Below are 25,698 nucleotides of genomic sequence, written 5' to 3'. Positions count from 1 at the left end.
TCGAACTCGCCGACAGGCGGGTAACGATCGAGGAAGTTCCCCAGGAAGTTCCCACCGGAGCTCCCTTCGTCAGGCTCAACCGTCTTAGGAGTGTCCTGCTCATGGCTGCAGATCAGGGACCCTCCCCCAGCCTCCGGCCGGGGGTACCCCCAATCACCTCCTCTCTCGCCGCTCCGGTCGTCACTGTCGCCGGACCGCGCGTCCACCGGGCGGAGGAGGTGCTCACCCCGGAGGCGGTCGCCTTCGTCGTGGGCCTCCATCGCGCCTTCGAGGGCCGCCGGCAGGAGCTCCTGGCGAGGCGGAGGACCCGACGGGCGGAGATCGCCCGCACCGGCACGCTGGACTTCCTCCCCGAGACCGCCGACGTCCGGGCCGGGGACTGGAAGGTCGCCGAGGCGCCGCGCGCCCTCCAGGACCGCCGGGTCGAGATCACCGGCCCGACCGACCGCAAGATGGTCATCAACGCGCTCAACTCCGGGGCGCGGATCTGGCTCGCCGACTTCGAGGACGCCACCTCCCCGACCTGGGAGAACGTGGTCAGCGGGCAGGTCAACCTGATCGACGCCTTCGAGGGCCGGATCGACTTCACCAGCTCGGCCGGCAAGGCCTATGCCCTCAAGCCCGCCGCCGAGCTCGCCACCGTCGTGGTCCGCCCGCGCGGCTGGCACCTGGACGAGAACCACCTGCTGGTCGACGGCGTCCCGGTGGCCGGCGCCTTCGTCGACTTCGGCCTGTACTTCTTCCACAATGCCGCCCGGCTGCTCGCCAAGGGCGCCGAGGACCCCAACTCCGGCCCGTACTTCTACCTCCCGAAGACCGAGAGCCACCTCGAAGCCCGGCTCTGGAACGACGTCTTCACCCACGCCCAGGCCGAGTTGGGCATCCCGCACGGCACCGTCCGGGCCACCGTGCTGATCGAGACCATCACCGCGGCCTTCGAGATGGACGAGATCCTCCACGAGCTGCGCGAGCACGCGGCCGGCCTCAACGCCGGGCGCTGGGACTACCTGTTCTCGATCGTCAAGAACTTCCGCGACGCCGGCGAGCACTACATCCTGCCGGACCGCAACAGCGTCACCATGGCCTCGCCGTTCATGGCCGCCTACACCCGACTGCTGGTGCGGACCTGCCACCGGCGCGGGGCCCACGCGATCGGCGGCATGGCCGCGTTCATCCCCAGCCGCAAGGACCCGGAGGTCAACGCCGCCGCCCTGGAGAAGGTCAAGGCGGACAAGGACCGCGAGGCCGGCAACGGCTTCGACGGCTCCTGGGTCGCCCACCCGGACCTGGTCCCGGTCGCCCGGGCCTCCTTCGACGCGGTGCTCGGCGAGCGGCCGAACCAGAAGGACAACCCGGGACCGGCCGAGCCGGTCGGCGCCGCCGAACTGCTCGACATCGCGGGCGCCGGGGGCACCTGCACCCGCGCGGGGCTGCACAACGCCGTCCAGGTGGGCCTCCGCTACATCGAGGCGTGGCTGCGCGGGTTCGGCGCCGTCGGCATCTTCAACATGATGGAGGACGCCGCCACCGCCGAGATCTCGCGCTCGCAGATCTGGCAGTGGATCCACAACGGGGTGGTGCTCGCCGACACCGGCGAGAAGGCCACCGCGGAGCTGGTCCGCACCCTGGTCGCCACCGAACTGGCCGAGCTGCGCGCCGAGTTCGGCGACCAGGCCTACGAGGCCGGCCGCTGGCGGGAGGCCGCCCAGCTCTTCGAGCAGGTCGCCCTGGCCGAGGAGTTCGCGGACTTCCTGACCCTCCCGGCCCTGCCGCTGCTCGGCTGAGCCCCCGCTTCCGCCTTCCCCCCAACTCCGTTCCGTACGGCGACGAATCCACCTGTCCTCTCGTCGCCGTACGGAACGGCCTTTTGCACCTGAGGAGTTCAGAGATGGCGCGCATCTTCTTCAACGGCCAGGCGATGGTCGGTGGCCCGTTCCACGCCAAGGTCGCCGACGCCCTGATCGGCCCGGCCCGCACCGCGCCGGGCTACCGCTTCTTCTCCATCGACCACAGCGGCGGGACGGACGTCTGCCCGGGCCTGCTGCCCGACCCGGCGGTCGACAGCGCGATCGAGGGCGAGCTGTACGAGATCACCCTGGAGCGCCTGCGGGACGTCATTCTGCCCGGCGAGCCCCGGGAGTTGGAGCTCGGTGTGATCGAGTTGGAGGACGGTTCGGCGTGCTTCTCGATGCTGCTCGCCCGCGGTGAGGTCGAGCGCGGAGTGCACCGCGAGATCACCCACCACGGCGGCTGGCGCGCCTACCTGGCGACGCTCGGGCGCACGGCCTGACGGCGCACGTCCTGACAGCGAACAGCTAACAACTGACAGCTGACAGCGAACAGCTGACAACGAACAGAGTTCAGCGAACAGATGACGGCATTCATCATCTGTTCGCTGAACTCTGTCATCTGAAATCTGTTCGCTGAATCCCGTCCGTTGAACCCCGTCACCTGAACGCCGCGGCCCCGAACCCTCGCCGTGGGTTCGGGGCCGCGGTCCGCACACCCGACCGGGCGTGCGGAGTCCGGGAGCGCACCGTCCCTGGGCGCTCCCGGAATCAGTGGGGCGGGCGGGCCGGAGGGCAGCTCCGGCCCGCCCAGCGGACCGTCAGACCGGCCGGGAGGCCAGCTCCTTGGCCGCGCGGGCGCAGGCGCGGGCGATCCGGTCCTCGTTGACGGTGGTCAGCTCGCCCTTCTCGACCACCGCGTTGCCGTTGACGAACAGCGTGGCCAGCGGCGGCAGCGCGCCGAAGGTGAGGGCGGCGACCGGGTCGGCGATCGAGGAGTGCATGACCCCGTCGATCTTCCACAGCGCCAGGTCGGCCAGCTTCCCGGCCTCGATCGAGCCGATCTCGTTCTGCCGCCCGAGCACCCGGGCGCCGCCCATGGTGCCCAGCCGCAGCGCCTGCCGCCCGGTCAGCGCGGTCGGGGAGCCGTGCAGCCGGTTGATCAGCAGCGCGTTGCGCAGCTCGGTGCCCAGCTCGCCGGACTCGTTGGAGGCGGTGCCGTCCACCCCGAGCCCGACCGGCACGCCGGCCTTGAGCATGTCGGGCACCCGGGCGATCCCGGCGGCCAGTCGGGCGTTGGAGGACGGGCAGTGCGCGACGCCGGTCCCGGTCTCGGCGAACTTGGCGATGTCGGAGTCGTTCATGTGGACGCAGTGCGCCATCCAGACGTCCTCGCCGAGCCAGCCCACCGACTCGAAGTAGTCGGTCGGCCCCATGCCGAACAGCTCCTTGCAGAACTGCTCCTCCTCGGCCGTCTCCGAACCGTGGGTGTGCAGCCGGACGCCCTTGCGGCGGGCGAGTTCGGCGGACTGCCGGAGCAGGTCGGTGGAGACCGAGAACGGCGAACAGGGCGCCAGCGCGACGTGCAGCATCGAGCCGAAGGAGGCGTCGTGGTAGCGGTCCACGGCGGCCTCGGAGGCGGCCAGGATGTCGTCCAGCTCCTCGACGGCGTGGTCCGGCGGCAGCCCGCCGTCCTTCTTGCTGCGGTCCATCGAGCCGCGCAGCGCGGTGAAGCGCAGCCCGAGCTCCTGGACGGCCTCGATCGAGGCGCCGAGCACGTCCCCGCCGTCCTTGGGGAAGACGTAGTGGTGGTCGGAGGCGGTGGTGCAGCCGGACTTGAGCAGGGCGGCGGCCGAGCCCTGGCTGGCGGCGTGCACGAGCTTCTCGTCGATCCGGGCCCAGGTCGGGTAGAGGGCGACCAGCCAGTCGAAGAGGATGTCGTCCTGGGCGAGGCCGCGGGTGATCCACTGGTAGAAGTGGTGGTGGGTGTTGACCAGGCCCGGGGTGAGCAGGTGGCCCTCGCCGTTGATCCGGCGCACCACGTTGTCCAGCCAGTTCGGGGCGGGGCCGTCGCCGACCGATTCGATCCGGTTGCCGAGGATGACCACGTGGCCGCGGGCGTACTCGGTGTCGGTGGCGTCGACGGTGGCGATCGCGACGTTCTCGATCACGGTCCGCTGGTCGGCGGGCGGGGGCTGGACTGCCATGGTGTCACTCCTATGGGGGAGGGCCAGGAGGGGCGTGCACCGGGTGGTGCGCGCCCCTGCCCGGACCGGTCAGGACGGTGTCGCCGTCGGCACCGTCGCGCCGGAGGCCCGGCCGGATCTGGATCCGGATCCGGAGTCCGAGGACCCGGCCCCGGACCCGGTATCCGACGACCCGGCCCCGGAAGCAGGGTCCCCGGCCCGGCGGGCGGCTCCGACGTGGTGGAAGAGCAGGTTGAGCAGGACCGCCATCACGCAGCCGGCCGAGATCCCCGAGTGCATCAGGGTCCGGACCGCCTCCGGGAAGGCGTCGTAGAAGGTCGGCACGGCGATCGGCACGATGCCGACCCCGAGCGAGACCGACACCAGGATGGTGTTGGCGCTGGACTCCATGCCGGCCTCCGCGAGGGTGCGGATGCCGCTCGCCGCGACCGTGCCGAAGAGCACGATCCCGGCGCCGCCGAGGACGGGCTGCGGCACCAGGGAGACGACCGAACCGAGCACGGGGAAGAGCCCCAACAGGATCAGGATGCCTCCGCCGGCCGCGACCACGAAGCGGCTGCGGATCTTGGTCAGTGCCACCAGCCCGATGTTCTGGGCGAAGGCGCTGGCGGCGAAGCCGTTGAAGACGGGGCTGAGCGCCGTGGCCAGTCCGTCGGCCCGCAGGCCGGCCGCGAGCGTGGGTTCGTCGGCCTCGCGTCCGACGATCTTCCCGAGCGCGAGCATGTCGGCGGTGGACTCGGTCATCGAGACCACCATGACGATGCACATCGAGACGATCGCGGCCGCGTCGAACATCGGCGCGCCGAAGTGGAACGGGGAGGGGAGCGCGAAGACCTTCGCGTCCCGGACCGTGCCGAAGTCGGCCAGCCCCAGCGGGAAGGCGATCAGGGTGCCGAACGCCAGACCGATGAGCAGGGACAGCTGCTGCCAGAAGCCGCGCAGCAGCCGGTTGCAGAGCACCACCGCGACGAGGGTGATCGCGGCGAGGCCGACGGCCCGCACGGAGCCGTACCCGGGGGCGCCCGGCGAGCCGCCGCGCGCCCAGTTCACCGCCACCGGGAGCAGGGACACCCCGATGAGGGTGATCACGGTGCCCTGGACGACCGGGGGGAAGAACCGGATGAGCTTGCAGAAGTACGGTGCCGCGAGGAAGCACAGGATCCCCGCGACGATCACCGCTCCGAAGATCACCGGGAGGGCGGTCTTCGGGCCGTGCTCCTTGGCTATGGCGATCATGGGCGCGACGCCCGCGAACGACACGCCGTTCACGAACGGCAGTCGCGCGCCGATCCGCCAGATGCCGAGGGTCTGGAGCAGGGTGGCCAGTCCGGCGGTGAACAGGCTGGCCGAGATGAGCAGGGCGAGGTCGGCGGCGGAGAGTCCGACGCCGGCGCCGACGATCAGCGGGGGTGCGACGACCCCCGCGTACATCGCGGCGACGTGCTGGAGCCCGGTGGAGAACAGCTTCACCGGGGGCAGCACCTCGTCCACGGGGTGGGGCCCGGACCCGGACGGCCCGCCGGGGAGGCGGGTCGAGGTGTCGTTCGGGCCTCGGGTTCTTGCCGGGGTGGAACCGCCGTCGTTACTGCTGGTGTTGCTGGGTGCCATGTCGAGCCCCTCTTGTGCCCGTGGCTCCCGGCGCGCCCGTGGCGCTGGAGATCCCCCGAGGGCGGGACGGCGGAGCAAGGATCCCTCGGGGTGCTTCTCCAGTGCCCCGGGCCGGCCGCCGCGAGGCAGACACGAACTCCGGTTGGTGGGGGTGGAGAAACGGGTGGTACGTGAACTGGTGCGATCTCTGGACGAGTCGCGGGTGGCGCGGGTGGTGCCGGTGCTGCGGCCCGCCCGGACTCGACCGGTCCGTACGGACCGGAGGGTGCGGCGATTCCGGGCGGAGTGCATGCGGTCGGGGTGGGGGAGGGAGGTCAGACGACCGGGATGACCGGGACGACGCCCTCGCGGTGCACGGTGCCCTCGATCAGGCCGTACATGCGGTCCGCGGCGTAGTAGACCTCGTTCTCGTTCTTGAGGCCGAAGGGCTCCAGGTCGACCAGGAAGTGGTGCTTGTTGGGCAGTTCGAGGCGGACCTCGTCCACCTCGGCGCGGTTGTTGAGGACCCGAGTGCCCATCGAGTGCAGGGTCTGCTGCAGCGAGTAGGAGTAGGTCTCGGCGAACGCCTCCAGCATGTGCCGCTTCACGTGGGTGTAGGAGCGGTTCCAGTTGGGCTGGGCCTCGCCGTCGCGGCCGCTGTAGCCGTACTTCCAGCGGGCGGTGACCTGGGTGGCGAGGATGCGGTCGTACGCTTCCTGGAGGGTGGTGTACTTGTCCTTGATGTAGCCCCAGAACTCCGAGTTGGTGGAGTTCATGACGACGAGGTCCTTGAGGCCGGAGATGACCTGGACGGACTCGCCGTCGTAGACGATCTCGGTGGTGCGGGTCTCCTGGCCGTTGCGGACGAAGGAGTGGCCGACCTCCTCCGAGCCGATGAAGCGGGCCGAGTTGTCCGGCGTCCTGATCCGGTCCCAGGAGTACTCCTCGATCCGGATCCGGGCGCTGTGCACGACGCCGCGCTCGGTGTCGTCGACGAAGTGCCGGGCCAGCAGGATGCCGAAGGCCTCGGCCGAGTCGATCCCGTACTCCTTGGCGAAGGCGTAGACGGTGTTCTTGGTGGTGTCGGTGGGAAGGCAGTTGGCGTTGGACCCGGTGAGGTGGACGTCCTCGAACTCGCCCTGGAGGGAGACCGAGACGTTCAGGTCCTTGATCTCGTGCCGGGTGGAGTCGCGGTAGACCCGGACGATGCGGTTCTCCGCCTTGCCGTACTGGTTCTGACCGAGCACGTGGGCCATGACAGGCTCCTAAGCTTCCAGGTCGGTCCACTAGCTTCCGCGGTAGACCGAGTATCCGAACGGGTTCAGCAGCAGCGGCACGTGGTAGTGGTGCTGCTCGGGCGCGACCGTGAAGACGATCGAGACCTCGGGGAAGAACGGCGGCTCGGCCGACTTCGCCGCGTAGTACGCGCCGGTGTCGAAGAGCAGCCGGACGACCGAGCCCGCCTCCACGGCCGGCAGGTCCTTGACCCGGCCGTCGGAGTCCGCGGCGGAGGTGCCGAGCACCTTCCAGCCACCCTCGGTGTGCAGTGCGAGCTCGACCGGGACGCCCTCGGCCGGGCGGCCGAGGCTGGTGTCGAGCACGTGGGTGGAGATGCCAGTCATGGGTGAGGTGACCTTACTGATGGCAGAGGTGATGGTGCGTCAGATCGCGAAGGGCGACCGTCCGGGGGCGGAAAGCCCGCCCACGAAGAATTGTTGACGATGCGTCAGGCCGCGTCGAGGAGGCGGTTGAGCCGGATGTCGTTGATCTTGCGCAGCTCGCCCCGGACGATTCCCGCCTCGGTGGCGGGGTCGTTGGGCTGGCGCTCGCGCAGGGCCGCGAGCATGGTGACCGCGGTGCGGCCGGTCGCGCAGATCAGGAACACGTGGCCGAACTTGGCCTCGTAGGCGGCGTTGGCCTCGCGCAGTTCGTCGAGGATCGCCCGGTCCACGCCCTGGACGCCGGCCTGCTCCCGTTCGGAGGTGGCGTCGCCCGCCTTGGGCTGTCCGATCCGGGCGTGTCCGGCCATCGCGTCGCGCAGGTCCGCGTCGGTCAGTCCGGCCGTCGCCGCCGCGTTGGCGGTGAGCAGGGCTTCGCGGCTGGACCAGGGCTCGGCCGCCGCGATCGCGGTGGCCCAGCGGGGGCTGGAGCATATCTCCAGCAGGATCTCCGCCAGTTCCGCGGCATCGGCCGCGGCCAGGGAGTCAAGGGCGTGGGGGTGGTTGGTCACGGGTGGACCTCCTGAAGAGTGGTGCCACCCGGAAAAGCTAGATCGGCCCCACCCGGCCGTCAACAGTTTGTTGAACGGTTGGTGGTTACGTTTTGAACCGGACCGCGCTGCGGGGCCCTTTCGTGTGCGATTCGCCAAGTGTGCCCCGCCGTGGGCCGATCCAGACTTCTCGGCACCGGCGGGGTCACTCCTGCGGCGGGGTTCCCGCCGGACGCTCGCGGCCGCTCAGGAGGGCTTCGAGCCGTCCTGGCGGTTCAGGTAGTTGTACACGGTGAACCGGCTGACGCCCAGGGCGGAGGCGACCGTCTCCACCCCGTGGCGGACGGTGAAGGCGCCGCGCTCCTCCAGGAGGGCCACCACCCGCTGCTTCTCCCAGCGGTCCAGCTCGGCCAGCGGGCGGCCGTCGAACTGGCGGGTCATCTCGGTCAGCAGCCGGTCCAGCGCACTGCTCAGGTGCGGCAGCCGGACGGCCAGGGCCGGGGTGCCCTCCCACTCCAGGACGACGTCCTCGGCCTTCGCCTCGTCCAGTGGGACGGGCGTCGCGCCGACCGCGTCCAGCAGCGGCTTGACCGCCGCGGCGAGCGGGTGTTCCACGAACTCGGTCACGGCTTACCGCCCTCCTCGCCCAGCAGGCTGACCTGGACGGAGATCCGGGTCGCCCCGGCGTCCAGGGTCTCCCGGAGCAGTCGGGTCACCGCGGCGAGCACCTGCTCGGCCTCGCCCTCGGCGCCGGTCCCGAAGGGGCCGACCGACACGTCCAGGCCGGCCTCGTCGACGACCTTGCGGGCCGCGGCGGCGTGCTCCGGGAACGTGTCCAGTTCGAACGGTTCTGTCGTGAACTCCACCATCAATCGCACCTGCTCACTGTATCGAGCGCGGCTCGGCGGGGGCAGGTCCTGGGTCCCGTCCGGCCCGGCCTGGGTGATCGAACAGCCGGCGGGTCGGTCGGCGGGCCGCTCCGGGCCACTTCAACAAAATGTTGCGGCAGCCTTGACACCCGCTCGGCGAGCCGGAGATGCTTCCACCACACAGAATCCCTCTTCCGGATCGTGGAAGTTGCGGATGACGGAAGAGAGAGTGAGAGGTGATGGACGTGACGGCGGCTGCCAAGCACGGCTTCACGGTCAACCTGTCGATCCTGTTCGGCGAACTCCCGCTGCTGGAGCGCCCCGCGGCCGCGGCCGCGGCCGGCTTCACGGCCGCCGAACTCTGGTGGCCCTTCGGCGTCGAGCACAGCCCGAGCCGGGCCGAACTGGACGCGCTGCGCAAGGCGTTCACCGACGCGGGCGTACGGCTCACCGGCCTCAACTTCCTGGACGACCTCAGCCAGGGCGCCCGTGGCACCGTCTCGGTCCCGTCCGAGCGGGAGCGCTTCCGCGCCAACCTGCCGGTCGCCGCGGAACTCGCAGCCTCGCTCGGTGCCACCGCGCTCAACGCGCTCTACGGCAACCGGGTCGAGGGCGTCGAGCCGGCCGAGCAGGACGCCCTGGCGCTGGAGAACCTGGTGCTCGCGGCCCGCGCCGCGCACGAGATCGGCGCCGTCCTGCTGATCGAGGCCCTGAACGGGGCCGAGTCCCCGGACTACCCGCTGGTCTCCGCGGCCGCCGCGGTCGAGGTGGTCGACAAGGTCAACGCCGCCACCGGCCTCGGGAACGCCCGGTTCCTCTGCGACCTCTACCACCTGGCCAAGAACGGCGAGGACCTGGCGGCGGTCATCGACACCTACGCCGACCGGATCGGCCACGTGCAGATCGCCGACAACCCGGGCCGCAACGAGCCCGGCACCGGCGAACTGGACTTCGAGGACCTGTTCGCCCGGCTCAGCGCCGCCGGCTACACGGGCTCGATCGGCCTGGAGTACCGGCCCTCCACCGGCGTCAGCGCCGACAGCTTCGACTGGCTGCCGCGCGAGCTGCGCGCGGCCCGCTAGCTCGCGGCGCGCCGGCTCGCGAGCGCCTCGCGCGGCAGCAGCCCGCCGACAGCCCGGCAGCGGCCCGGCGGCCGCCGGGCGGCCCGCCCCGCCACCCCTCCCCACCCGCACACGTAAGGAACCCGACGCGATGAGCGCCTCCCGCAAGATTGCCTTCGTCGGCCTCGGCATCATGGGCAAGCCCATGGCCGTCAACCTGGTCAAGGCCGGCCACCACGTGACCGGCTTCGACCTCTCCCAGGCCTCGATCGACACCGTCGTCGCGGCCGGCGGCCACGGCGCCGGCAGCATCGCGGACGCGGTGAAGGACGCCGAGGTCGTCATCACCATGGTCCCGGCCGACCCGCACGTCGAGGCGGTCATCCTCGGCGAGGGCGGCGTCCTGGAGAACGTCCAGGCCGGCACCCTGGTGATCGACATGTCCTCGATCACCCCGCAGACCTCCATCAAGGTCGGCAAGGCCGCCCGGGAGAAGGGCGTGCGCACCCTGGACGCCCCGGTCTCCGGCGGCGAGGCCGGTGCGGTCGAGGCGGTGCTGTCGATCATGGTCGGCGGCGAGGCGGCGGACTTCGCCGAGGCCGAGCCGCTGTTCGCCGCGCTGGGCACCACGGTGGTCCACGTCGGCCCGGACGGCGCCGGCCAGACCGTCAAGGCCGCCAACCAGCTGATCGTCGCGGTCAACATCCAGGTGCTCGCCGAGGCCGTGGTGTTCCTGGAGAACGCCGGGGTCGACCTCGCCGCCGCGCTGGACGTGCTCGGCGGCGGCCTCGCCGGGTCCACCGTGCTGAACCGCAAGAAGGCGAACATGCTCAACCGCGAGTTCGCCCCGGGCTTCCGGATCGACCTGCACCACAAGGACATGGGCATCGTCACCGACGCCGCCCGTGCCGTGGGCGCCGCGCTGCCGGTCGGCGCCGTGGTGGCCCAGCTGGTCGCCTCCGCCCGGGCCAACGGCGACGGCTCGCTCGACCACTCGGCGCTGCTGCGCGGCGTCGAGCGGCTCTCGGGCCGTGAGGTGGCCTGACGCCGAGGTGGCCTGACACCTCCCGCAAGCTCCTCCTGGTGGCGTGTACCTGATCCGGTCGTGCCCGCGCCGCCAGGAGGCCAGACCCGACCGGCGGTCGGGCCGGGGCTCATCCGCCCGCCCGCCGGTCGATCCAAGCGGGTGACGCGCACACCCTCCCCCGGGGGCACTTCGGTCGTGCCAGTTGCGTGTCGCCTGACCCCCTCCCCGCCGAGGGGAGCCCCTCGTACGTCGGAAGCGGGACGAGGGGAACGGCGGGGAGGGGGTCGCACCACCCCCTCCCGGGGCCGCCCCCACCCGGGGGTCGCCTTCCGGGACCACCGGACCGATGCTTGTCGAACCACCGCCGGACCCGTACGGAAGTGAGGACCACCGATGCCCCCCACCCCCCACCAGGGTCACGTGGTCGTAGCACCGGACAAGTTCAAGGGCACCCTGGAGGGTGCCGAGGCCGCGGCCCGGATCGCCGCCGGCATCCGGCGCGCCGCGCCCGGCACCGAGGTGCGCGAACTGCCCGTCGCCGACGGCGGCGAGGGCACCCTGGCCGCGGCGCTCGCGGCCGGCTTCGCCCGGGTCCCGGCCAAGGTGGCCGGCCCGACCGGCCTGCCGGTGGACGCCGCGCTCGCCGTCCGCGGTGACACCGCCGTGGTCGAACTGGCCCAGGCCTCCGGGCTCGCCCGGCTGCCCGGCGGCCGGACCGCCCCGCTGGCGGCCGGCTCCTACGGCGTCGGCCAGCTGATCGGCCGGGCGGTCTCGATGGGCGCCAAGCGGATCGTGCTGGGCCTCGGCGGCAGCGCCAGTACGGACGGCGGGGCCGGCATGGTGCAGGCCCTCGGGGTCCGGCTGCTGGACGCCGACGGAGTCGAACTCCCGCCCGGCGGCGCCGCGTTGCGCCGGCTGGAACGGATCGATCCGGGCCCGCTGGCCGAGCTGCTGACCGGCGTGGAGGTCGTGGTCGCCTGCGACGTGGACAACCCGCTGCTCGGCCCGCGCGGCGCGACCGCCGTGTACGGCCCGCAGAAGGGCGCCGACGGGGACGACCTGGTGGTCCTGGAGCAGGGCTTGACCCGCTTCGCCGACCAGGTCGCCGCGGTGACCGGGCGGGACGTGCGGGAGGCCCCCGGCGCCGGGGCCGCGGGCGGGGTGGGCTTCGCCGCCCTCGCCCTGCTCGGCGCCACCATGCGACCCGGTATCGAGCTGCTGCTCGAACTGCTGGGTTTCGACGGGGCCGTGCGTGGGGCACGCCTCGTCGTCACCGGTGAGGGCTGCCTGGACGCTCAGACGCTCCATGGCAAGGCCCCCGCCGGAGTCGCCGCGGCGGCTGCCCGGGCGGGGGTTCGGGTGGCCGCCGTGGCGGGTCGGCTGGAACTGTCCGAGCCCGAGTGGCGGGCGGCCGGCTTCGTCGCGGCGATCGCCCTCACCGACCTGGCCGAGCAGCCGGGGGACAGCCTGACCAGGGCCGGTGAGCTCGCCGAGGTGGCGGGGGAGCGGCTGGCCGAAGGGCTGCTGTCGGGCTGAGCCCTCGTACGTTCCTCCATTGACGTTTTGTTGAAGGCGGGCCTAGGCTCCCGGCAATCCTTCGGTTCCCGCCCACTCCGACCACCCGCGAGCGCCTCCCCGGGCCGCGTGGTCCGGTGTGTCCCCGCATACCCGGGTACCCGCGTGTACCCCGCCGTGTCCCCACCCAGTTCCAGGTTTCGGAGGTCCCCATGCCGTTCAGCGAGCCAGCGGTGATCCGCTCCCGCCGGGCCGTGCTGCCCGACGGCGAGCGCCCCGCGGACGTGCTCATCCGGGACGGCAGGATCGAGCGGGTCGCCGCCCACGGCTCGCTCACGGCCGGCCACGGCGAGCTCGTCGACCTCGGCGACACCGCCCTGCTGCCCGGCCTGGTCGACACCCACGTGCACGTCAACGAGCCCGGCCGGACCGAGTGGGAGGGCTTCGCCACCGCCACCCGGGCGGCCGCGGCCGGCGGCGTCACCACGATCATCGACATGCCGCTCAACTCCGTCCCGCCCACCACCACGCCCGCCGGGCTGGAGGTCAAGCGGAAGACCGCCGAAGGCCAGGCCTGGGTCGACCTCGGTTTCTGGGGCGGGGCCGTCCCCGGCAACGTCCCCGACCTCGAACCCCTGCACCGGGCAGGCGTGTTCGGCTTCAAGAGCTTCCTCGCCCCGTCCGGCGTTGACGAGTTCCCGCACGTCGAGGCCGCCGACCTGGAGGCCGCCCTGGCCGAGCAGGCCCGGATCGGGGCGCTGGCGATCATCCACGCCGAGGACCCGGCCGTACTGGACGCCGCACCGCAGCAACCCGGCGTCCACTACCGGGACTTCCTCGCCTCCCGACCGGCCGGCGCGGAGACCGCGGCGGTCGCCCGGCTGCTGGACGCCGCCCGGCGCACCGGCGCCCGGGTGCACATCCTGCACGTCTCCTCCGCCGCCGTGCTGCCGCTGCTGCGCCGGGCCCGCGCGGACGGCGTCCAGGTGACCGCCGAGACCTGCCCGCACTACCTGACCCTCGCCGCCGAGCAGGTACCGGACGGCGACACCGCCTTCAAGTGCTGCCCGCCGATCCGCGACGAGGCCAACCGGGACGCGCTCTGGGAGGCCCTGGCGAACGGCGAGTTCACCGCCGTCGTGTCCGACCACTCGCCGTCCACCCCCGACCTCAAGCTGCTGCCCGAGTTCGGCGGCAGCGGCGACTTCGCGGCGGCCTGGGGCGGCATCGCCTCGCTGCAGCTGGGCCTGCCCGCGGTCTGGACCGAGGCCCGCCGACGCGGCCACGCCCTGGCCGACGTGGTGCGCTGGATGTCCGCCGGACCGGCCGAACTGGTCGGCCTCACCGGCACCAAGGGCGCCATCGCGGCGGGCTGCGACGCGGACCTGGTCGCCTTCGACCCCGACGGCGAATTCGCCGTCCACGCAGGCGAGTTGCACCACCGCAACCCGGTGACCCCGTACGCCGGACGGACGTTGAGCGGCGCCGTGCGCACCACCTGGCTGCGCGGCCGGGCGGTGGACACCGGTGCCGAGCCCTTCGGCCGTCAACTGGTCCGACCGGTCAACTACCGCCCCGCCGAAGGTTCGTGAATCGACACCTTCCAGAACGAGCCGGGCTTCCCGAACCAACCGGGCTTCCTGAACCAACAGAGCTTCCTGAACCGCCCGAGCTCCCCGAGCCGCCCGAGCTCCCCGAGCTCCTGAGATCCCCGTACCGCAACCTTCTTCCGAGGAGAGTCAGTGACCACTGCCGACACCCCCAGCGCTCCTTTCACCGAGCTGGTCAACCTGGCCTCCCGGCTGCTCGGCGCGGGCGTCGTCGCGACCAATGAGGACACCTTCGCGGACGCCGAGAACCTGCTGGTGGCCAAGCCCGCCGAGTTCCGCCCGCACACCTTCGGCCACAAGGGCCAGATCATGGACGGGTGGGAGTCCAAGCGCCGACGCGGCGTCTCCGCCGACCAGCCGCACCCCACCGACCAGGACCACGACTGGACGATCGTCCGGCTCGGCGTCGGCGGCGTGATCCGCGGCGTGATCGTCGACACCGCCCACTTCACCGGCAACTACCCGGAGAGCGCCGCGGTCGAGGCGGCCTCCGTGCCCGGGCACCCGTCGCCCGAGGAACTGCAGGCCGCCGAGTGGACCGTCGTCGTGCCGCGCACCCCGCTGCGCGGCGACACCGCCCACGAGTTCGCCGTCCAGGACGACACTCGCTACACCCACGTGCGGCTCAGCATCTTCCCGGACGGCGGCGTCGCCCGGCTCCGGGTGCACGGCGAGGTGCTGCCCGACCCGCGCGAACTGGACGGCCTCACCTTCGACCTGGCCGCCCAGGAGTACGGCGGCGTGGCCGAGGCGGCGTCCGACCGCTACTTCTCCTCCCCGCACAACCTGAACGCTCCCGGTCGCGCCTCCGTCATGGGCGAGGGCTGGGAGACCCGGCGTCGGCGCGACAAGGCCAACGACTGGGTGCAGATCGCCCTGGCCGGGGGCGGTGAGGTCCTGGCCGCCGAGGTGGACACCACCCACTTCGTCGCCAATGCCCCCGGCTGGGCCGACCTGATCGGCTTCGACGCCTCGACCGGGGACGACCCGGCCGACGGCGAATGGTTCGAGATCCTGCCCCGCACCCGCCTGCAGCCCGACACCCGGCACCGCTTCCGGCTCGACGTCGGCCGTCCGGTGACCCACGTGCGGATCAACGTCCACCCGGACGGCGGGCTCGCCCGGCTCCGGCTCACCGGCCGCCTCACCGAGGCCGGCCGCGCGGCCCTCGCGCTGCGCTGGTTCGACGCCCTGCCGGCCGCCGAGGCCGCCGCCGCGCTCACCGAGGCCGGCCTGACCGCCGAGGAGGCCGCGGTGCTGGCCGCCGCCCGCCCGCTGGCGAACCCGGCCACGGCCACCGCCGCCGTCGCGGACCTCCAGCCGGCCGACGGCCCGGACGGCGAGCACTCCGCCCGCCGCCGCTCGGCGCTGTGGCGCCTGCTGGGCGTCTGACGCCCCGCGCGCGCGTCCGCCCCCGTTCCTCCCCGAGCACCGCCCTCACGCACCGCCTCCAAGCACCGCCTTCACGCACTGCCTTATCGACACCTGAAGGACCCTCCATGTCCAAGATCCTGACCACGGAGTCCGGCGCCCCGGTCGCCGACAACCAGAACTCGGCCTCGGCCGGCGAGTACGGCCCGCTGCTGATCCAGGACCAGCAACTGCTGGAGAAGCTGGCCCGGTTCAACCGCGAGCGCATCCCGGAGCGCGTCGTGCACGCCCGCGGCTCCGGCGCGTACGGCTACTTCGAGGTCACCGACGAGGTGTCGAAGTACACCCGGGCGGGGTTCCTGGCCGAGGTCGGCAAGCGCACCGAGGTCTTCCTGCGCTTCTCCACCGTCGCGGGCAACCTCGGCGCCAGCGACGCGGTGCGCGACCCGCGCGGCTTCGCGCTGAAGTTCTACACCGAGGACGGCAACTACGACCTCGTCGGCAACAACACCCCGGTGTTCTTCATCAAGGACCCGGTCAAGTTCCCGGACTTCATCCACTCGCAGAAGCGCGACCCGTACACCGGCGTGCAGGAGGCGGACAACGTCTGGGACTTCTGGGCCCACTCGCCCGCCTCGACCCACCAGATCACCTGGCTGTTCGGCGACCGCGGCATCCCCGCCTCGTACCGCCACATGAACGGCTACGGCTCGCACACCTACCAGTGGGTCAACGCCGAGGGCGAGGCCTACTGGGTGAAGTACCACTTCAAGACCAACCAGGGCATCCGCAGCCTGGACGGCGACCAGGCCGCCGAGGTGGTCGGCGCCGACGCCGACTCGCACCAGCGCGACCTGCACCAGGCCATCGAGCGCGGGGTGTTCCCGTCCTGGACCCTCTACGTCCAGCTGATGCCGGTCGCCGAGGCCGCGGACTACCGCTTCAACCCCTTCGACCTCACCAAGGTCTGGCCGCACGCCGACTACCCGCTGGTCAAGGTCGGCCGCCTGGTGCTCAACAAGAACCCGGAGAACGTCTTCGCCGAGGTCGAGCAGTCCGCGTTCTCGCCGAACAACTTCGTGCCCGGCATCGGCCCGTCCCCGGACAAGATGCTGCAGGGGCGGCTGTTCGCCTACGCCGACGCCCAGCGCTACCGCCTCGGCGTCAACCACACCCTGCTGTCGGTGAACGCCCCGCGCGCCACCGAGGCCAACAACTACGGCCGGGACGGGCTGATGGCCGTCAACAGCGCCGGCCGCGGCAAGAACTACGAGCCCAACTCGTACGACGGCCCGGCCCAGACCGACAACGCGCTCGCCGCACCGGTCAAGGTGAACGGCCACACCGGCACCTACACCACGCCGGCCCACACCAAGGACGACGACTTCTTCCAGGCCGGCGAGCTCTACCGGCTGATGTCGGAGGGCGAGCGGGCCCGCCTGATCGGCAACATCGCGGGCTTCCTCTCCCAGGTCACCCGGGACGACGTGGTCGAGAAGAACCTCGCCCACTTCCACGCCGCCGACGAGGAGTACGGCGCCCGGCTGGAGGCCGCCGTCGCCAAGCTCCGCGCGGGCGACGAGGGCTGACCCCGGGTCTGACTCCCTCAGCACCCTCCGCACCCTCAGGACCGCCGGGGCCCGCACCCCGGCGGCTCCACGACGGGCCCCTCCCCCCGGGCAGTGGGGGAGGGGCCCGTCGGCGTCCCCGCGGTCGCGGCACCGCACGGTTCGGGCCGTTCCCGCCAGCCGACCGGCCGTTGCTCCACGGAATGTTCACCGATATTCACGGACGGCAGTCGTCCGAGCCGCCGGGTGGATAGGCTGGACACCGCCCGCGGTCGCTCCGTGGGGGGACATCGGAAGGGGACGACATGTCGACACCAGCCCCGGGTCGTCACGCCGCACTGGACCAGGGCCCGACGGGCCCGTTCACCTCCCTGCAGCACGCCCTCAGACTGCTGGAGGCCGTCGACCGCCACCCCGACGGCGTCACCCTGGTCGGCCTCGCGCGGGAGACCTCGCTGGGCCTGCCGACCGTCCGTCGGCTCGCCGAGATCCTGGAGATCGAGGGCTACCTCCAGTGCCAGGACGGCGGTTGGGTGCTCGGCGGCACCTTCGCCCTGCTCGGCCAGCACAACCGGGAGCAGCTCGTCAAAGCCCGGCTGAACCGCAAACTCGCCGAACTCCGGGACGAGTTGGGTGCCGCGGTGTACTTCAGCCGGTACCACGACGGGGAGTTGTCGGTCGAGGCGGTCTCGGCGGCCGACTACGCGCCCGCCGTCCAGGAGTGGGTGGACTTCCGGGCCACCGCGCACGCCAGCGCGATCGGCAAGTGTCTGCTCAGCCAGCTCGACTCGGACGCCCGCCGGGACCACCTCTCCCGGCACCCGGTCGCCCGGCTCACCTCCCGCACGGTCACCGACGCCGACCAGCTGATGCACCGGCTGGAGCGGCAGCCGGCCACGGTGCCGGTGCTGGACATCCAGGAGTACGCGCTCGGCACGGTCTGCGCGGCGGTGCCGATCACCGCGGGCAGCACGGTCGGCTGTCTGGCCACCTCGATGCCGGTCGACAACATCCACAAGCTGAAGGCCGCCGCCGAGCTGCTGGCGGCCCAGGCGGCGCCGCTGATGCTGGCGATGGCGGTCTGAGCACCGATCACCACCTGTGGGGCCCCGTCGGACGCGTCGTCCGGCGGGGCCCGCGTGCTGTCCGCAGGGGGTTTCCGGGGTGCTCCCGCGGTGCACATCACTTATTAGACTCGATGTCGATAAGAGTTGTCGAACCCCTTGTCCCCGCCGCTACCGGCGAGTACGTTTCGCAGAGTCGAGCCGCCGCCCCCAGGTCAGGAGGGCCTGCCATGCCCAGCTCCACCCCCGTCCCCGCCCTCGCCGCCCCCGCCGCGCGCGTGCACGAGAGCCTCGTCCTGGAGCCCCGGGACGTCCGCTTCGACTGGTCGCGGCTCCCGCTGCACTGGATCCCGGACGAGCCGATGGCCACCCACGTGATCAACGTGCTGCACCTGCTGCTGCCCGAGGGCGAGCGCTGGTTCGTCAAGGTGTTCAAGGAGGCTCTGCCGCTGATCCGGGACGAGCAGCTGCGCGAGGAGGTGCTCGGCTTCATCGGGCAGGAGGCCATCCACGCCGAGGCCCACCAGGAGGTGCTCGACCACCTGCTCGGCCAGGGGCTCGACCCGCGCCCGTACGTCCGGCAGATCTCCTGGCTCTTCCAGCGCGTCCTGGGCGACAAGCCGGGGCTGTCGCCGGCCCGGCGGCGGGAGAACGTCATCGAGCGGGTCGCCTTCGTCGCGGCGATCGAGCACTTCACCGCCTTCCTCGGCAACTGGGCGCTCAACTCCCCGGGCCTGGACCGGGCGAAGGCCGACCCGACGATGCTCGACCTGCTGCGCTGGCACGGCGCCGAGGAGGTCGAGCACCGCAGCGTCGCCTACGACCTGATGGTCCACCTGGACCCGGGCTACCTGCGCCGGGTCCGCGGCATGGCGGTGTCCGGGCCGCTGCTGGTGCACCTGTGGGTGCGCGGCGCGCGCTTCCTGCTGGCCGCCGACCCGACCCTGGAGGGGCGGCTCAAGCCCACCTGGCGGGAGGCGGGCCGGATCGCCAAGCGGGGACTGCTGCCGGACCCGATCCGCTCCGTCCGCTCCGGGCTGCGCTACCTGCGGCCGGGCTACCACCCGACCCAGGAGGGCTCCTCCAGCCAGGCGCTGGGCTACCTCGCCACCTCCCCGGCCGCCCGGGCCGCCGCCGCGCACGGCTGACGGGCGTTCGGCGGACGGGTGTTCGGCGAACAGATGACAGCGAACAGATCACAGAGTTCAGCGAACAGAGAACGTCATCTGTTCGCTGTCATCTGAACTCTGTTACCTGTTCGCCCCCGCCTCGTCCCGTCCCCGCCCCCCGCCGCCCGCCCTGCCCCTCCCACGCCAAGGACCCCGCCGGATGGACCTGCTCACCCCGCCCCCCGACCTCTACGGCCGTCCCCGCGCCGACGCGTTCATCCGCTGGCTCACCGCCTTCAGCGACCGCTACTCCCCGGCCCTCGGCAGCCCGCTGCTGCGTCGCAACCCCCGCCGCCCGTTCAGCCGCCCCACCCCGCCGCTGCAGCTGGTCGTCGCCGCCCGCCGCGAACTGGCCGCCGACGTAATCGAGTTGAGCCTCGCCGACCCCTCCGGCGGCCAGCTGCCGCCCTGGCAGCCCGGCGCCCACCTGCGCCTGGTGCTGCCCTCCGGCCGCGAGCGCCACTACTCGCTCAGCGGCGACCCCGACGACCGCCGCCACTACCGGATCGCCGTCCGGCGGCTGCCCGCGGGCGGCGGCGGATCGGTCGAGGTGCACGAAGCCCTCCACCCGGGCGCCCGCCTCACCGCCCGCCGCCCGCGCAACGGCTTCGCGTTCTGCGCCGAGCCCGCCGTCCTCCTGCTGGCCGGCGGCATCGGCATCACCCCGCTCCTCCCGATGGCCCGCGAGGCGCAGCGCCACGGCCTCGACTGGCGCCTGGTCCACGTCGGCCGCAGCGCCGACACCCTCCCGTACGCGGAGGAGCTGCGCGCCCTCGACCCGCACCGCGTGGTGCTGCGCACCGACGACGAGCACGGCGGCGTCCCCACCGGCGCCGAACTGCTCGCCCACGCCCCGCGCGGCGCCGCCGTCTACTGCTGCGGCCCGGCCCCGATGCTCACCGCCGTCCAGGGGGCGTTGGACGGATCCGCCGCCACCGCCCTGCACTTCGAGCGCTTCGGCGCGGCGCCCGTCACCGACGGCGAGCCCTTCGCCGTCCGCCTCGGCGCCGACGGCCCGACCCTGGAGGTCCCCGCCGACCGCTCCGCCCTGGACGTGCTGCGCGAGGCCCGCCCGGACCTGCCTTACTCCTGCCACCAGGGCTTCTGCGGCACCTGCGAGGTCCGGTTGCTGGCCGGTGCGCCCGAGCACCGGGACCGCCGCCTCACCCCCGAGCAGCGCGCCGCCGGCGCCCTGCTGCCCTGCGTCTCCCGGGCCGCCGAGGGCGAGACCCTCGTACTGGACCTCTAGCCGGACCTCTGGAAGGAGCCCTCCGATGCCCCCGACGGCGACCGCTGCGATGCCGACCTTCCCCTACACCGAGCGAGACCTGGCCCGCTTCCGCGAGACCCAGCAACTCGCCTACCACTGCGCCGAACAGGTCGCCGCCTGGATCGAACCGGGCGTCACCGAGCGGCAGGCCACCGCCGAGCTGCGCCGCCGCCTGGTCGCCGCCGGGGTGCAGGACTTCTTCCACGTCCCGTTCGCCTGGTTCGGCGACCGCACCGCCTTCCGGCACTTCCACACCCCGCTGCAGTTCTTCGCCGGCAACCGCCGCCTGGAGGAGGGCATGCCGTACGTGCTGGACTGCGCGCCCATCGTGGACGGCTACACCGCCGACATCGGCTACGGCGGCAAGGTCGGCGAGAACCGGGTCTGGGACCGCCTGGCCGCCGACCTGAAGGTCTACCGCGAGCTGATCCTCGCCGAGGTGCGGGCCCGCAAGCCGCTCAACGAGGTGTACGCGGCGGTGGACGCTCAGATCGCCGCGCACGGCTACGACAACCGCCACCAGGTCTACCCGGGCCGGGTGATCGGCCACCAGGTCACCCGCACCACGATGCGCGGCCCGGCCGGGGTGAACGTCCTCGGCTTCGGCGTGCGCACCCTGCAGACCCTCGGCCGCGAGCTCATCTCCGAGCGCCTGCACGGCCGTTCACCGCTGTGGGCGGACGGCCGGTCGTCCCGGCACGCCCCCACCCCGGGCCTCTGGGCGGTCGAGCCGCACATCGGCTTCCGCGGCGTGGGCATCAAGTTCGAGGAACTTCTCGTGGTCACCGACGACGACGTCCAGTGGCTGGACGACGACCTCCCGCACGTCCGCCGCTGGACCGCCGCCGACGATTCGGCCACCATCGAGCCGACCGGCACCGAGCCCACCGATGCCATGCCCATCGGCACCGAGCCGTCCGATGCCACGCCCACCGGTACCGAGCCGACCACCCAGGAGGCCACCCGATGACGACCCCCCTCCCGGCCGCGCCCGTCCGCCGCCGCACCGTCCACTCCGGCGGCCTGGCGCTCGCCGTCTTCGAGCAGGGCGACCCCGAGGCCCCCACCGTCCTCCTGGTGCACGGCTACCCGGACACCCACGCCGTCTGGGACGACGTCGCCGCCGACCTCGCCCGCGACCACCACGTGGTCCGCTACGACGTGCGCGGCGCCGGCGAGTCGGCCGCCCCGGCCCGCCGCGAGGACTACCGCCTGGAGCGCCTCGCCGACGACCTGTTCGCGGTCGCCGACGCCGTCAGCCCGGACCGCCCGGTGCACCTGGTGGCCCACGACTGGGGCTCGATCCAGTCCTGGGAGGCCGTCACCGCCCTCGGTGCCGAGCAGCGGATCGCCTCCTACACCACGCTGTCCGGCCCCAGCCTGGACCACATGGGCTACTGGCTGCGCCACCGGCTGCGCCGCCCCACCCCGCGCCACCTCGGGCAACTGCTCCACCAGGGCCTGCACTCCTGGTACATCACCGCCTTCCACCTGCCGTTCCTCGCCCCGGCGGTCTGGCGCCTGGGCCTCGCCCGGGCCTGGCCGCGGGTGCTGCGCGACCTGGAGCACGTCACCCCGCGGGCCGGCCACCCGCAGCCCACCCTGCGTCGCGACGCGGTCCGCGGCATCGAGCTCTACCGGGCCAACTTCCGCCCCACGATGGGCAGTCCGCGCGAGCGGCGGACCGAGGTGCCGGTCCAGCTGGTCACCCTGACCCGGGACCGCTACGTCGGCACCTACCTCTCCGAGGGCCTGGAGCGCTGGGTGCCCCGCCTGACCCGTCGTACGCTGCACGCCGGCCACTGGTCGGCGCTGCTGGAGAAGGGAGCCACCGTGGCCGGCATGGTCCGCGAGTTCACCGCCCGCATCGACGCGGGCCCGAAGGGCGAAGTTGCCGAGGGCGACGGCCGGTTGGTGGTCGTCACCGGCGGCGGCAGCGGCATCGGACGGGCCACCGCGCTGGCCTTCGCCGAGGACGGCGCCCGGGTGGTGGTCTGCGACCTCGACCTGGCGGCCGCCGAGCGCACCGCCGAACTCGCCTCGCTGGTCGGCCCGCAGGCGCACGCCTACCGGGTGGACGTCTCCGACGGCGGCGCGATGGACGACTTCGCCCAGAGCGTCGCCGCCGAGCACGGCGTGCCCGACGTGATGGTCAACAACGCCGGCATCGGCCACTCCGGGACCTTCCTGCAGACCACCGAGAAGGAGTGGCAGCGCGTCCTGGACGTCAACCTCTGGGGCGTGATCCACGGTTGCCGCGCCTTCGGCTCCCTGATGGCCGACCGCGGCCAGGGCGGCCACATCGTCAACGTCTCCTCGGCCGCCGCCTACCTGCCGTCCAAGGCGCTCACCGCCTACGCGACCAGCAAGGCCGCCGTCTTCATGCTCTCCGACTGCCTGCGCGCCGAGTTCGTCGCCCACGGCATCGGCGTCTCCACCATCTGCCCGGGCATCGTCAACACCAACATCACCCGCACCTCCACCTTCTCCGCGACCACCGCCGACGAGCAGTCCGCCAAGCAGGCCCGCGCCGCCAAGCTGTACGCCCGCCGCGGCTTCCCCCCGGAGAAGGTCGCCACCGCCGTGGTCACCGCCGTCCGCACCGGCAAGCCCGTCGTCCCGGTCACCCCCGAGGCCAAGGCCGCCCGCTTCCTCTCCCGCCTCAGCCCCGGCCTCCTCCGCCTCGCCGCCCGCCTCAACGTCACCTGATCGGGCGATCGTCACCAGATCGGCCGCAATGGGTCTGCGATATCAATTACCATCGATTGTGATATCGCAGGCCTGTATTCCTTTGGGAGGTCAGCCATGGCTCGCACCGTGATAGACGTCAACGACGAACTCCTGGCCGAGGCCGCCGAGATTCTCGGTACGACAACCAAGGTCGCGACCGTCAACGCCGCTCTTGAGGATCTCGTCAAGCGCCGCAAGCGCGAGAAGTTCATGGCCTGGCTCGCCGACGGTGGACTGCCCGATCTCACCGGGCCGGTGGAAAAGGGTGACTGAGCGCTACCTGATCGACAAGTCGGCCTTCGCGCGCTTCTCCAAGCCGGGGGTCAGGGCGGTCCTCAGACCGCTGATCATCAGGGGAGTGGTCGCGATCTGTGGCGCTGTCGAGCTGGAGATCATGCACAGTGCCCGCTCCAAGGCGGATGCCATCGAGATCCGTGAGGGCCTCAGCGGCTTCGACTGGCTCCCCACCCCCGACGAGGTGTGGGACCGCGCCATCGAGGTGCAAGCCCTCCTGACAGCAGCCGGAAACTGGCGGGCCTTGTCCGTGGCGGACCTTGTCATCGCCGCCACCGCTGAACGCCATGGCGCTACGGTCCTTCACTACGACGGCGACTACGACATGATCGCCGCCGTCACCGGCCAGCCGACCGAGTGGGTCGTCCCGCAGGGGACGGCCGACTGATCTCTCCATCGGGGCTGTGAGAGCATCGAGGCCCATGGAGATGACAACGGCTCTGTGGTCCTTCGCCCTCGTCGTGGGGCTGCTCACGCTGACGCCCGGGCTCGACACCGCGCTGGTGCTGCGGACGTCCGCGCTGGGGCGGCGGCGGCAGGCGTGGGGGGTGGTGCTGGGGATCCAGACCGGGACGCTGATCTGGGGGACGCTGACCTCGGCCGGGGTGACGGCGCTGCTGACCGCTTCGCAGGTGGCGTACGAGGTGCTGCGCTGGGCCGGCGCCGCCTACCTGGTGTGGATGGGCGTCGGGATGCTGCGTAAGCGCGGGAGCGCGGCCGCGGCCGAGGAGGAGCCTGCCGAGGGTGGATTCCGGTACGGCTGGCGGCGCGGGACGCTGACCAATCTGCTCAACCCCAAGGTCGGGGTGTTCTACGTGGCCGTGCTGCCGCAGTTCATTCCCGCCGGGGCCCCGCACTTCGCCGCCGGGGTGGCGCTGACCTGCGTGCACGTCGTGGAGGGCGTGCTCTGGTCGACCGTCCTGGTCGGCTTCGCCCGGGTGCTGGGCGGCTGGCTGCGGCGCCCGGCCGCCCGGCGGCTGATGGACCGGGTGACCGGCGCGGTGGTGGTGGGCTTCGGCGTCAAGCTGGCGCTGGGCGACTGAGGCGCCGGGCGGCCCGGGCGGGCCTCAGGCGGCGTGGGTCCGCGGCGCCTTCGCGGAGGACTCGTCCGGAGCCGGCACCGCCGCGACGTCGTGGTGGATCGGCCCGTTCCCGGCGCTCAGCGGCAGGCAGCTGCCGCCCCGCCGGTGGGCGATGATCTCGGCGGCCACCGAGACGGCGGTCTCCTCCGGGGTGCGCGAGCCGAGGTCGAGGCCGATCGGGGAGCGCAGCCGGCCGAGTTCGGTGTCGGTCAGGCCGGCCTCGCGCAGCTTGGCCTCCCGGTCGCGGTGGGTGCGCCGGGAGCCCATCGCGCCGACGTAGCCGACCGGCAGCCGCAGGGCCCGCTCCAGCAGCGGGATGTCGAACTTGGCGTCGTGGGTGAGCACGCACAGCACGGTGCGGCCGTCGATCCGGTCGAGCTGGGAGTCCAGGTAGCGGTGCGGCCAGTCGACCACCACCTCGTCCGCCTCGGGGAAGCGCCGGGTGGTGGCGAAGACGGGCCGGGCGTCACAGACGGTGACGTGGTAGCCGAGGAACTTGCCGATCCGCACCACCGCGGCGGCGAAGTCGATCGCGCCGAAGACCAGCATCCGCGGCGCGGGCACGTAGGACTCGACGAAGCAGGTGACGGTGCCCTGGTCCCGGTCGTCGCAGGGCCGTCCGTCCAGGCCGAGCACGATCCGCCCGGTGCGGCCGGCCTCCAGCATGGCCCGGGCCTCGGCGACCAGGGCGCGTTCCAGGGCGCCGACCGTGGACGGTCCGACGGAGAGCGCCCCGTGCACGCCGTCGCCGGTGACGGCGAGGGTGGCGCCGAGCAGTCCGGCCGGTCCGGCGATCACCCGGGCGAGCGCGACGGGCGTCCCGTCGGCGATGCACCCGAGACCGGCGTCCATCCCCGGGTCGGCCCCGGGCACGACCGGTTGGACGAACACGTCGAGGATCCCGCCGCAGGTCAGCCCGACCGCGAAGGCGTCCTCGTCGCTGTAGCCGAAGCGCTCCAGCACGGATTCGCCGCTCTCGATCGCGGCCTGGCAGAGCTCGTACACCGCTCCCTCGACGCAGCCGCCGGAGACGCTGCCGATCGCCTCCCCGGTCGCGTCGACGGCGAGTGCCGCACCCGGGTCGCGTGGGGCGCTGCCGGAGACACCGACGACGGTGGCCACGGCGAAGGAGCGCCCGGACGCGTGCCAGGCCCGCAACTGCTCGGCGATGTCCTGCATGTCGGAGGCTCCTTACACGGTTTCGACAGTAGCGGGAGACGCCGCCGTACGGGAAACGATCCCGTACGGCGGCAGTGGTGCACAAAGAGCGGCCAGTGC

At 72.5% G+C, this 25,698-nt stretch carries 23 protein-coding genes and 1 pseudogene; 16 read left to right on the top strand and 8 right to left on the bottom strand.

The genetic code is table 11. The features are described from left to right. Positions 1–101: 101 nt before the first annotated feature. Together aceB and ACIP4P_RS16910 are read left to right on the top strand one after the other, a co-directional pair. Positions 102–1,784: a malate synthase A gene (aceB, locus tag ACIP4P_RS16915; protein ID WP_400918999.1), complete on the top strand. Its 1,683-nt coding sequence runs from the start codon at positions 102–104 to the stop codon at positions 1,782–1,784. A 104-nt stretch (positions 1,785–1,888) separates the two neighbouring features. Beyond that, the gene (locus ACIP4P_RS16910) at positions 1,889–2,290 is read left to right on the top strand and encodes a gamma-glutamylcyclotransferase (RefSeq protein ID WP_400918996.1); all 402 of its coding nucleotides are present in this window, start codon (positions 1,889–1,891) and stop codon (positions 2,288–2,290) included. Between the two features lie 318 nt (positions 2,291–2,608). Here the strand turns inward: ACIP4P_RS16910 and ACIP4P_RS16905 are convergent, their stop codons facing one another. The 7 genes from ACIP4P_RS16905 to ACIP4P_RS16875 form a co-directional block, all read right to left on the bottom strand. After that, the gene (locus tag ACIP4P_RS16905; RefSeq protein WP_400918994.1) at positions 2,609–3,994 is read right to left on the bottom strand and encodes an 8-oxoguanine deaminase; all 1,386 of its coding nucleotides are present in this window, start codon (positions 3,992–3,994) and stop codon (positions 2,609–2,611) included. Between the two features lie 69 nt (positions 3,995–4,063). Continuing rightward, complete coding sequence (locus ACIP4P_RS16900; protein ID WP_400918991.1) at positions 4,064–5,602, bottom strand: nucleobase:cation symporter-2 family protein; 1,539 nt, start codon at positions 5,600–5,602, stop codon at positions 4,064–4,066. 314 nt (positions 5,603–5,916) lie between these two features. Next, a complete protein-coding gene (gene pucL / locus ACIP4P_RS16895) occupies positions 5,917–6,837 on the bottom strand; it encodes a factor-independent urate hydroxylase (RefSeq protein WP_350512662.1) in 921 nt (306 codons plus the stop codon). Between the two features lie 30 nt (positions 6,838–6,867). Beyond that, positions 6,868–7,203 carry a hydroxyisourate hydrolase gene (uraH, locus tag ACIP4P_RS16890; RefSeq protein WP_400918987.1) on the bottom strand — a complete coding sequence of 112 codons (336 nt, stop codon included), beginning with the start codon at positions 7,201–7,203 and terminating at the stop codon, positions 6,868–6,870. 104 nt (positions 7,204–7,307) lie between these two features. Then, positions 7,308–7,811, bottom strand: a complete 504-nt coding sequence (gene uraD, locus ACIP4P_RS16885) for a 2-oxo-4-hydroxy-4-carboxy-5-ureidoimidazoline decarboxylase (RefSeq protein ID WP_400918985.1) — start codon at positions 7,809–7,811, stop codon at positions 7,308–7,310. A 225-nt stretch (positions 7,812–8,036) separates the two neighbouring features. Further along, on the bottom strand, positions 8,037–8,417 hold the full coding sequence (locus ACIP4P_RS16880; protein ID WP_350512664.1) for a helix-turn-helix domain-containing protein: 381 nt from the start codon (positions 8,415–8,417) through the stop codon (positions 8,037–8,039). Further along, positions 8,414–8,659, bottom strand: coding sequence for a thiamine-binding protein (locus ACIP4P_RS16875; protein WP_400919768.1), 246 nt, complete (start codon positions 8,657–8,659; stop codon positions 8,414–8,416). The genes ACIP4P_RS16880 and ACIP4P_RS16875 overlap by 4 nt, the downstream gene beginning before the upstream one ends. 239 nt (positions 8,660–8,898) lie before the next feature. Between ACIP4P_RS16875 and ACIP4P_RS16870 the strand changes: the two genes are divergently transcribed. From ACIP4P_RS16870 to ACIP4P_RS16805, 14 genes and pseudogenes are all read left to right on the top strand, one after another. Beyond that, the gene (locus tag ACIP4P_RS16870; RefSeq protein ID WP_400919766.1) at positions 8,899–9,741 is read left to right on the top strand and encodes a TIM barrel protein; all 843 of its coding nucleotides are present in this window, start codon (positions 8,899–8,901) and stop codon (positions 9,739–9,741) included. Between the two features lie 130 nt (positions 9,742–9,871). Then, positions 9,872–10,765: a 2-hydroxy-3-oxopropionate reductase gene (locus ACIP4P_RS16865; protein ID WP_350512667.1), complete on the top strand. Its 894-nt coding sequence runs from the start codon at positions 9,872–9,874 to the stop codon at positions 10,763–10,765. 375 nt (positions 10,766–11,140) lie between these two features. After that, complete coding sequence (locus tag ACIP4P_RS16860; RefSeq protein WP_350512668.1) at positions 11,141–12,283, top strand: glycerate kinase; 1,143 nt, start codon at positions 11,141–11,143, stop codon at positions 12,281–12,283. 191 nt (positions 12,284–12,474) lie between these two features. After that, on the top strand, positions 12,475–13,854 hold the full coding sequence (gene allB / locus ACIP4P_RS16855; RefSeq protein ID WP_400918980.1) for an allantoinase AllB: 1,380 nt from the start codon (positions 12,475–12,477) through the stop codon (positions 13,852–13,854). A gap of 150 nt (positions 13,855–14,004) precedes the next feature. Continuing rightward, a pseudogene (gene alc, locus ACIP4P_RS16850) lies at positions 14,005–15,051 on the top strand (allantoicase); the annotation flags it as partial. A 320-nt stretch (positions 15,052–15,371) separates the two neighbouring features. After that, complete coding sequence (locus tag ACIP4P_RS16845) at positions 15,372–16,832, top strand: catalase (RefSeq protein ID WP_400918977.1); 1,461 nt, start codon at positions 15,372–15,374, stop codon at positions 16,830–16,832. Positions 16,833–17,116: 284 nt separating this feature from the next. Beyond that, on the top strand, positions 17,117–17,896 hold the full coding sequence (locus ACIP4P_RS16840) for an IclR family transcriptional regulator (RefSeq protein ID WP_400918974.1): 780 nt from the start codon (positions 17,117–17,119) through the stop codon (positions 17,894–17,896). Positions 17,897–18,105: 209 nt separating this feature from the next. Then, the gene (locus tag ACIP4P_RS16835; RefSeq protein WP_350512673.1) at positions 18,106–19,023 is read left to right on the top strand and encodes a metal-dependent hydrolase; all 918 of its coding nucleotides are present in this window, start codon (positions 18,106–18,108) and stop codon (positions 19,021–19,023) included. A 181-nt stretch (positions 19,024–19,204) separates the two neighbouring features. Continuing rightward, positions 19,205–20,293, top strand: a complete 1,089-nt coding sequence (locus ACIP4P_RS16830; protein ID WP_400918971.1) for a PDR/VanB family oxidoreductase — start codon at positions 19,205–19,207, stop codon at positions 20,291–20,293. Positions 20,294–20,318: 25 nt separating this feature from the next. Next, the gene (locus ACIP4P_RS16825; protein ID WP_400918968.1) at positions 20,319–21,284 is read left to right on the top strand and encodes a M24 family metallopeptidase; all 966 of its coding nucleotides are present in this window, start codon (positions 20,319–20,321) and stop codon (positions 21,282–21,284) included. Further along, entirely contained in the window at positions 21,281–23,023 is a 1,743-nt protein-coding gene (locus ACIP4P_RS16820) for an SDR family oxidoreductase (protein WP_400918966.1), read from the top strand. Before ACIP4P_RS16825 ends, ACIP4P_RS16820 begins: the two co-directional genes overlap by 4 nt. A 96-nt stretch (positions 23,024–23,119) precedes the next feature. After that, entirely contained in the window at positions 23,120–23,317 is a 198-nt protein-coding gene (locus ACIP4P_RS16815; protein WP_400918964.1) for a type II toxin-antitoxin system VapB family antitoxin, read from the top strand. Beyond that, positions 23,310–23,726 (top strand): PIN domain nuclease, encoded by a 417-nt coding sequence (locus tag ACIP4P_RS16810; RefSeq protein ID WP_350512678.1) that lies wholly within the window; start codon positions 23,310–23,312, stop codon positions 23,724–23,726. The genes ACIP4P_RS16815 and ACIP4P_RS16810 overlap by 8 nt, the downstream gene beginning before the upstream one ends. Before the next feature lie 34 nt (positions 23,727–23,760). Continuing rightward, positions 23,761–24,381 carry a LysE family translocator gene (locus tag ACIP4P_RS16805; RefSeq protein ID WP_400918960.1) on the top strand — a complete coding sequence of 207 codons (621 nt, stop codon included), beginning with the start codon at positions 23,761–23,763 and terminating at the stop codon, positions 24,379–24,381. A 24-nt stretch (positions 24,382–24,405) separates the two neighbouring features. On the opposite strand, the gene ACIP4P_RS16800 is transcribed toward ACIP4P_RS16805, so the two are convergent. Further along, entirely contained in the window at positions 24,406–25,599 is a 1,194-nt protein-coding gene (locus ACIP4P_RS16800; RefSeq protein ID WP_400918957.1) for an XdhC family protein, read from the bottom strand. Between the last annotated feature and the right edge of the window lie 99 nt (positions 25,600–25,698).

Source organism: Kitasatospora sp. NPDC089509 (genome assembly GCF_044749365.1).
Taxonomy (GTDB): Bacteria; Actinomycetota; Actinomycetes; order Streptomycetales; family Streptomycetaceae; genus Kitasatospora.
The sequence above is the reverse complement of the archived record's forward strand: the minus strand, read 5'-3'. Positions and strand labels throughout refer to the sequence as shown.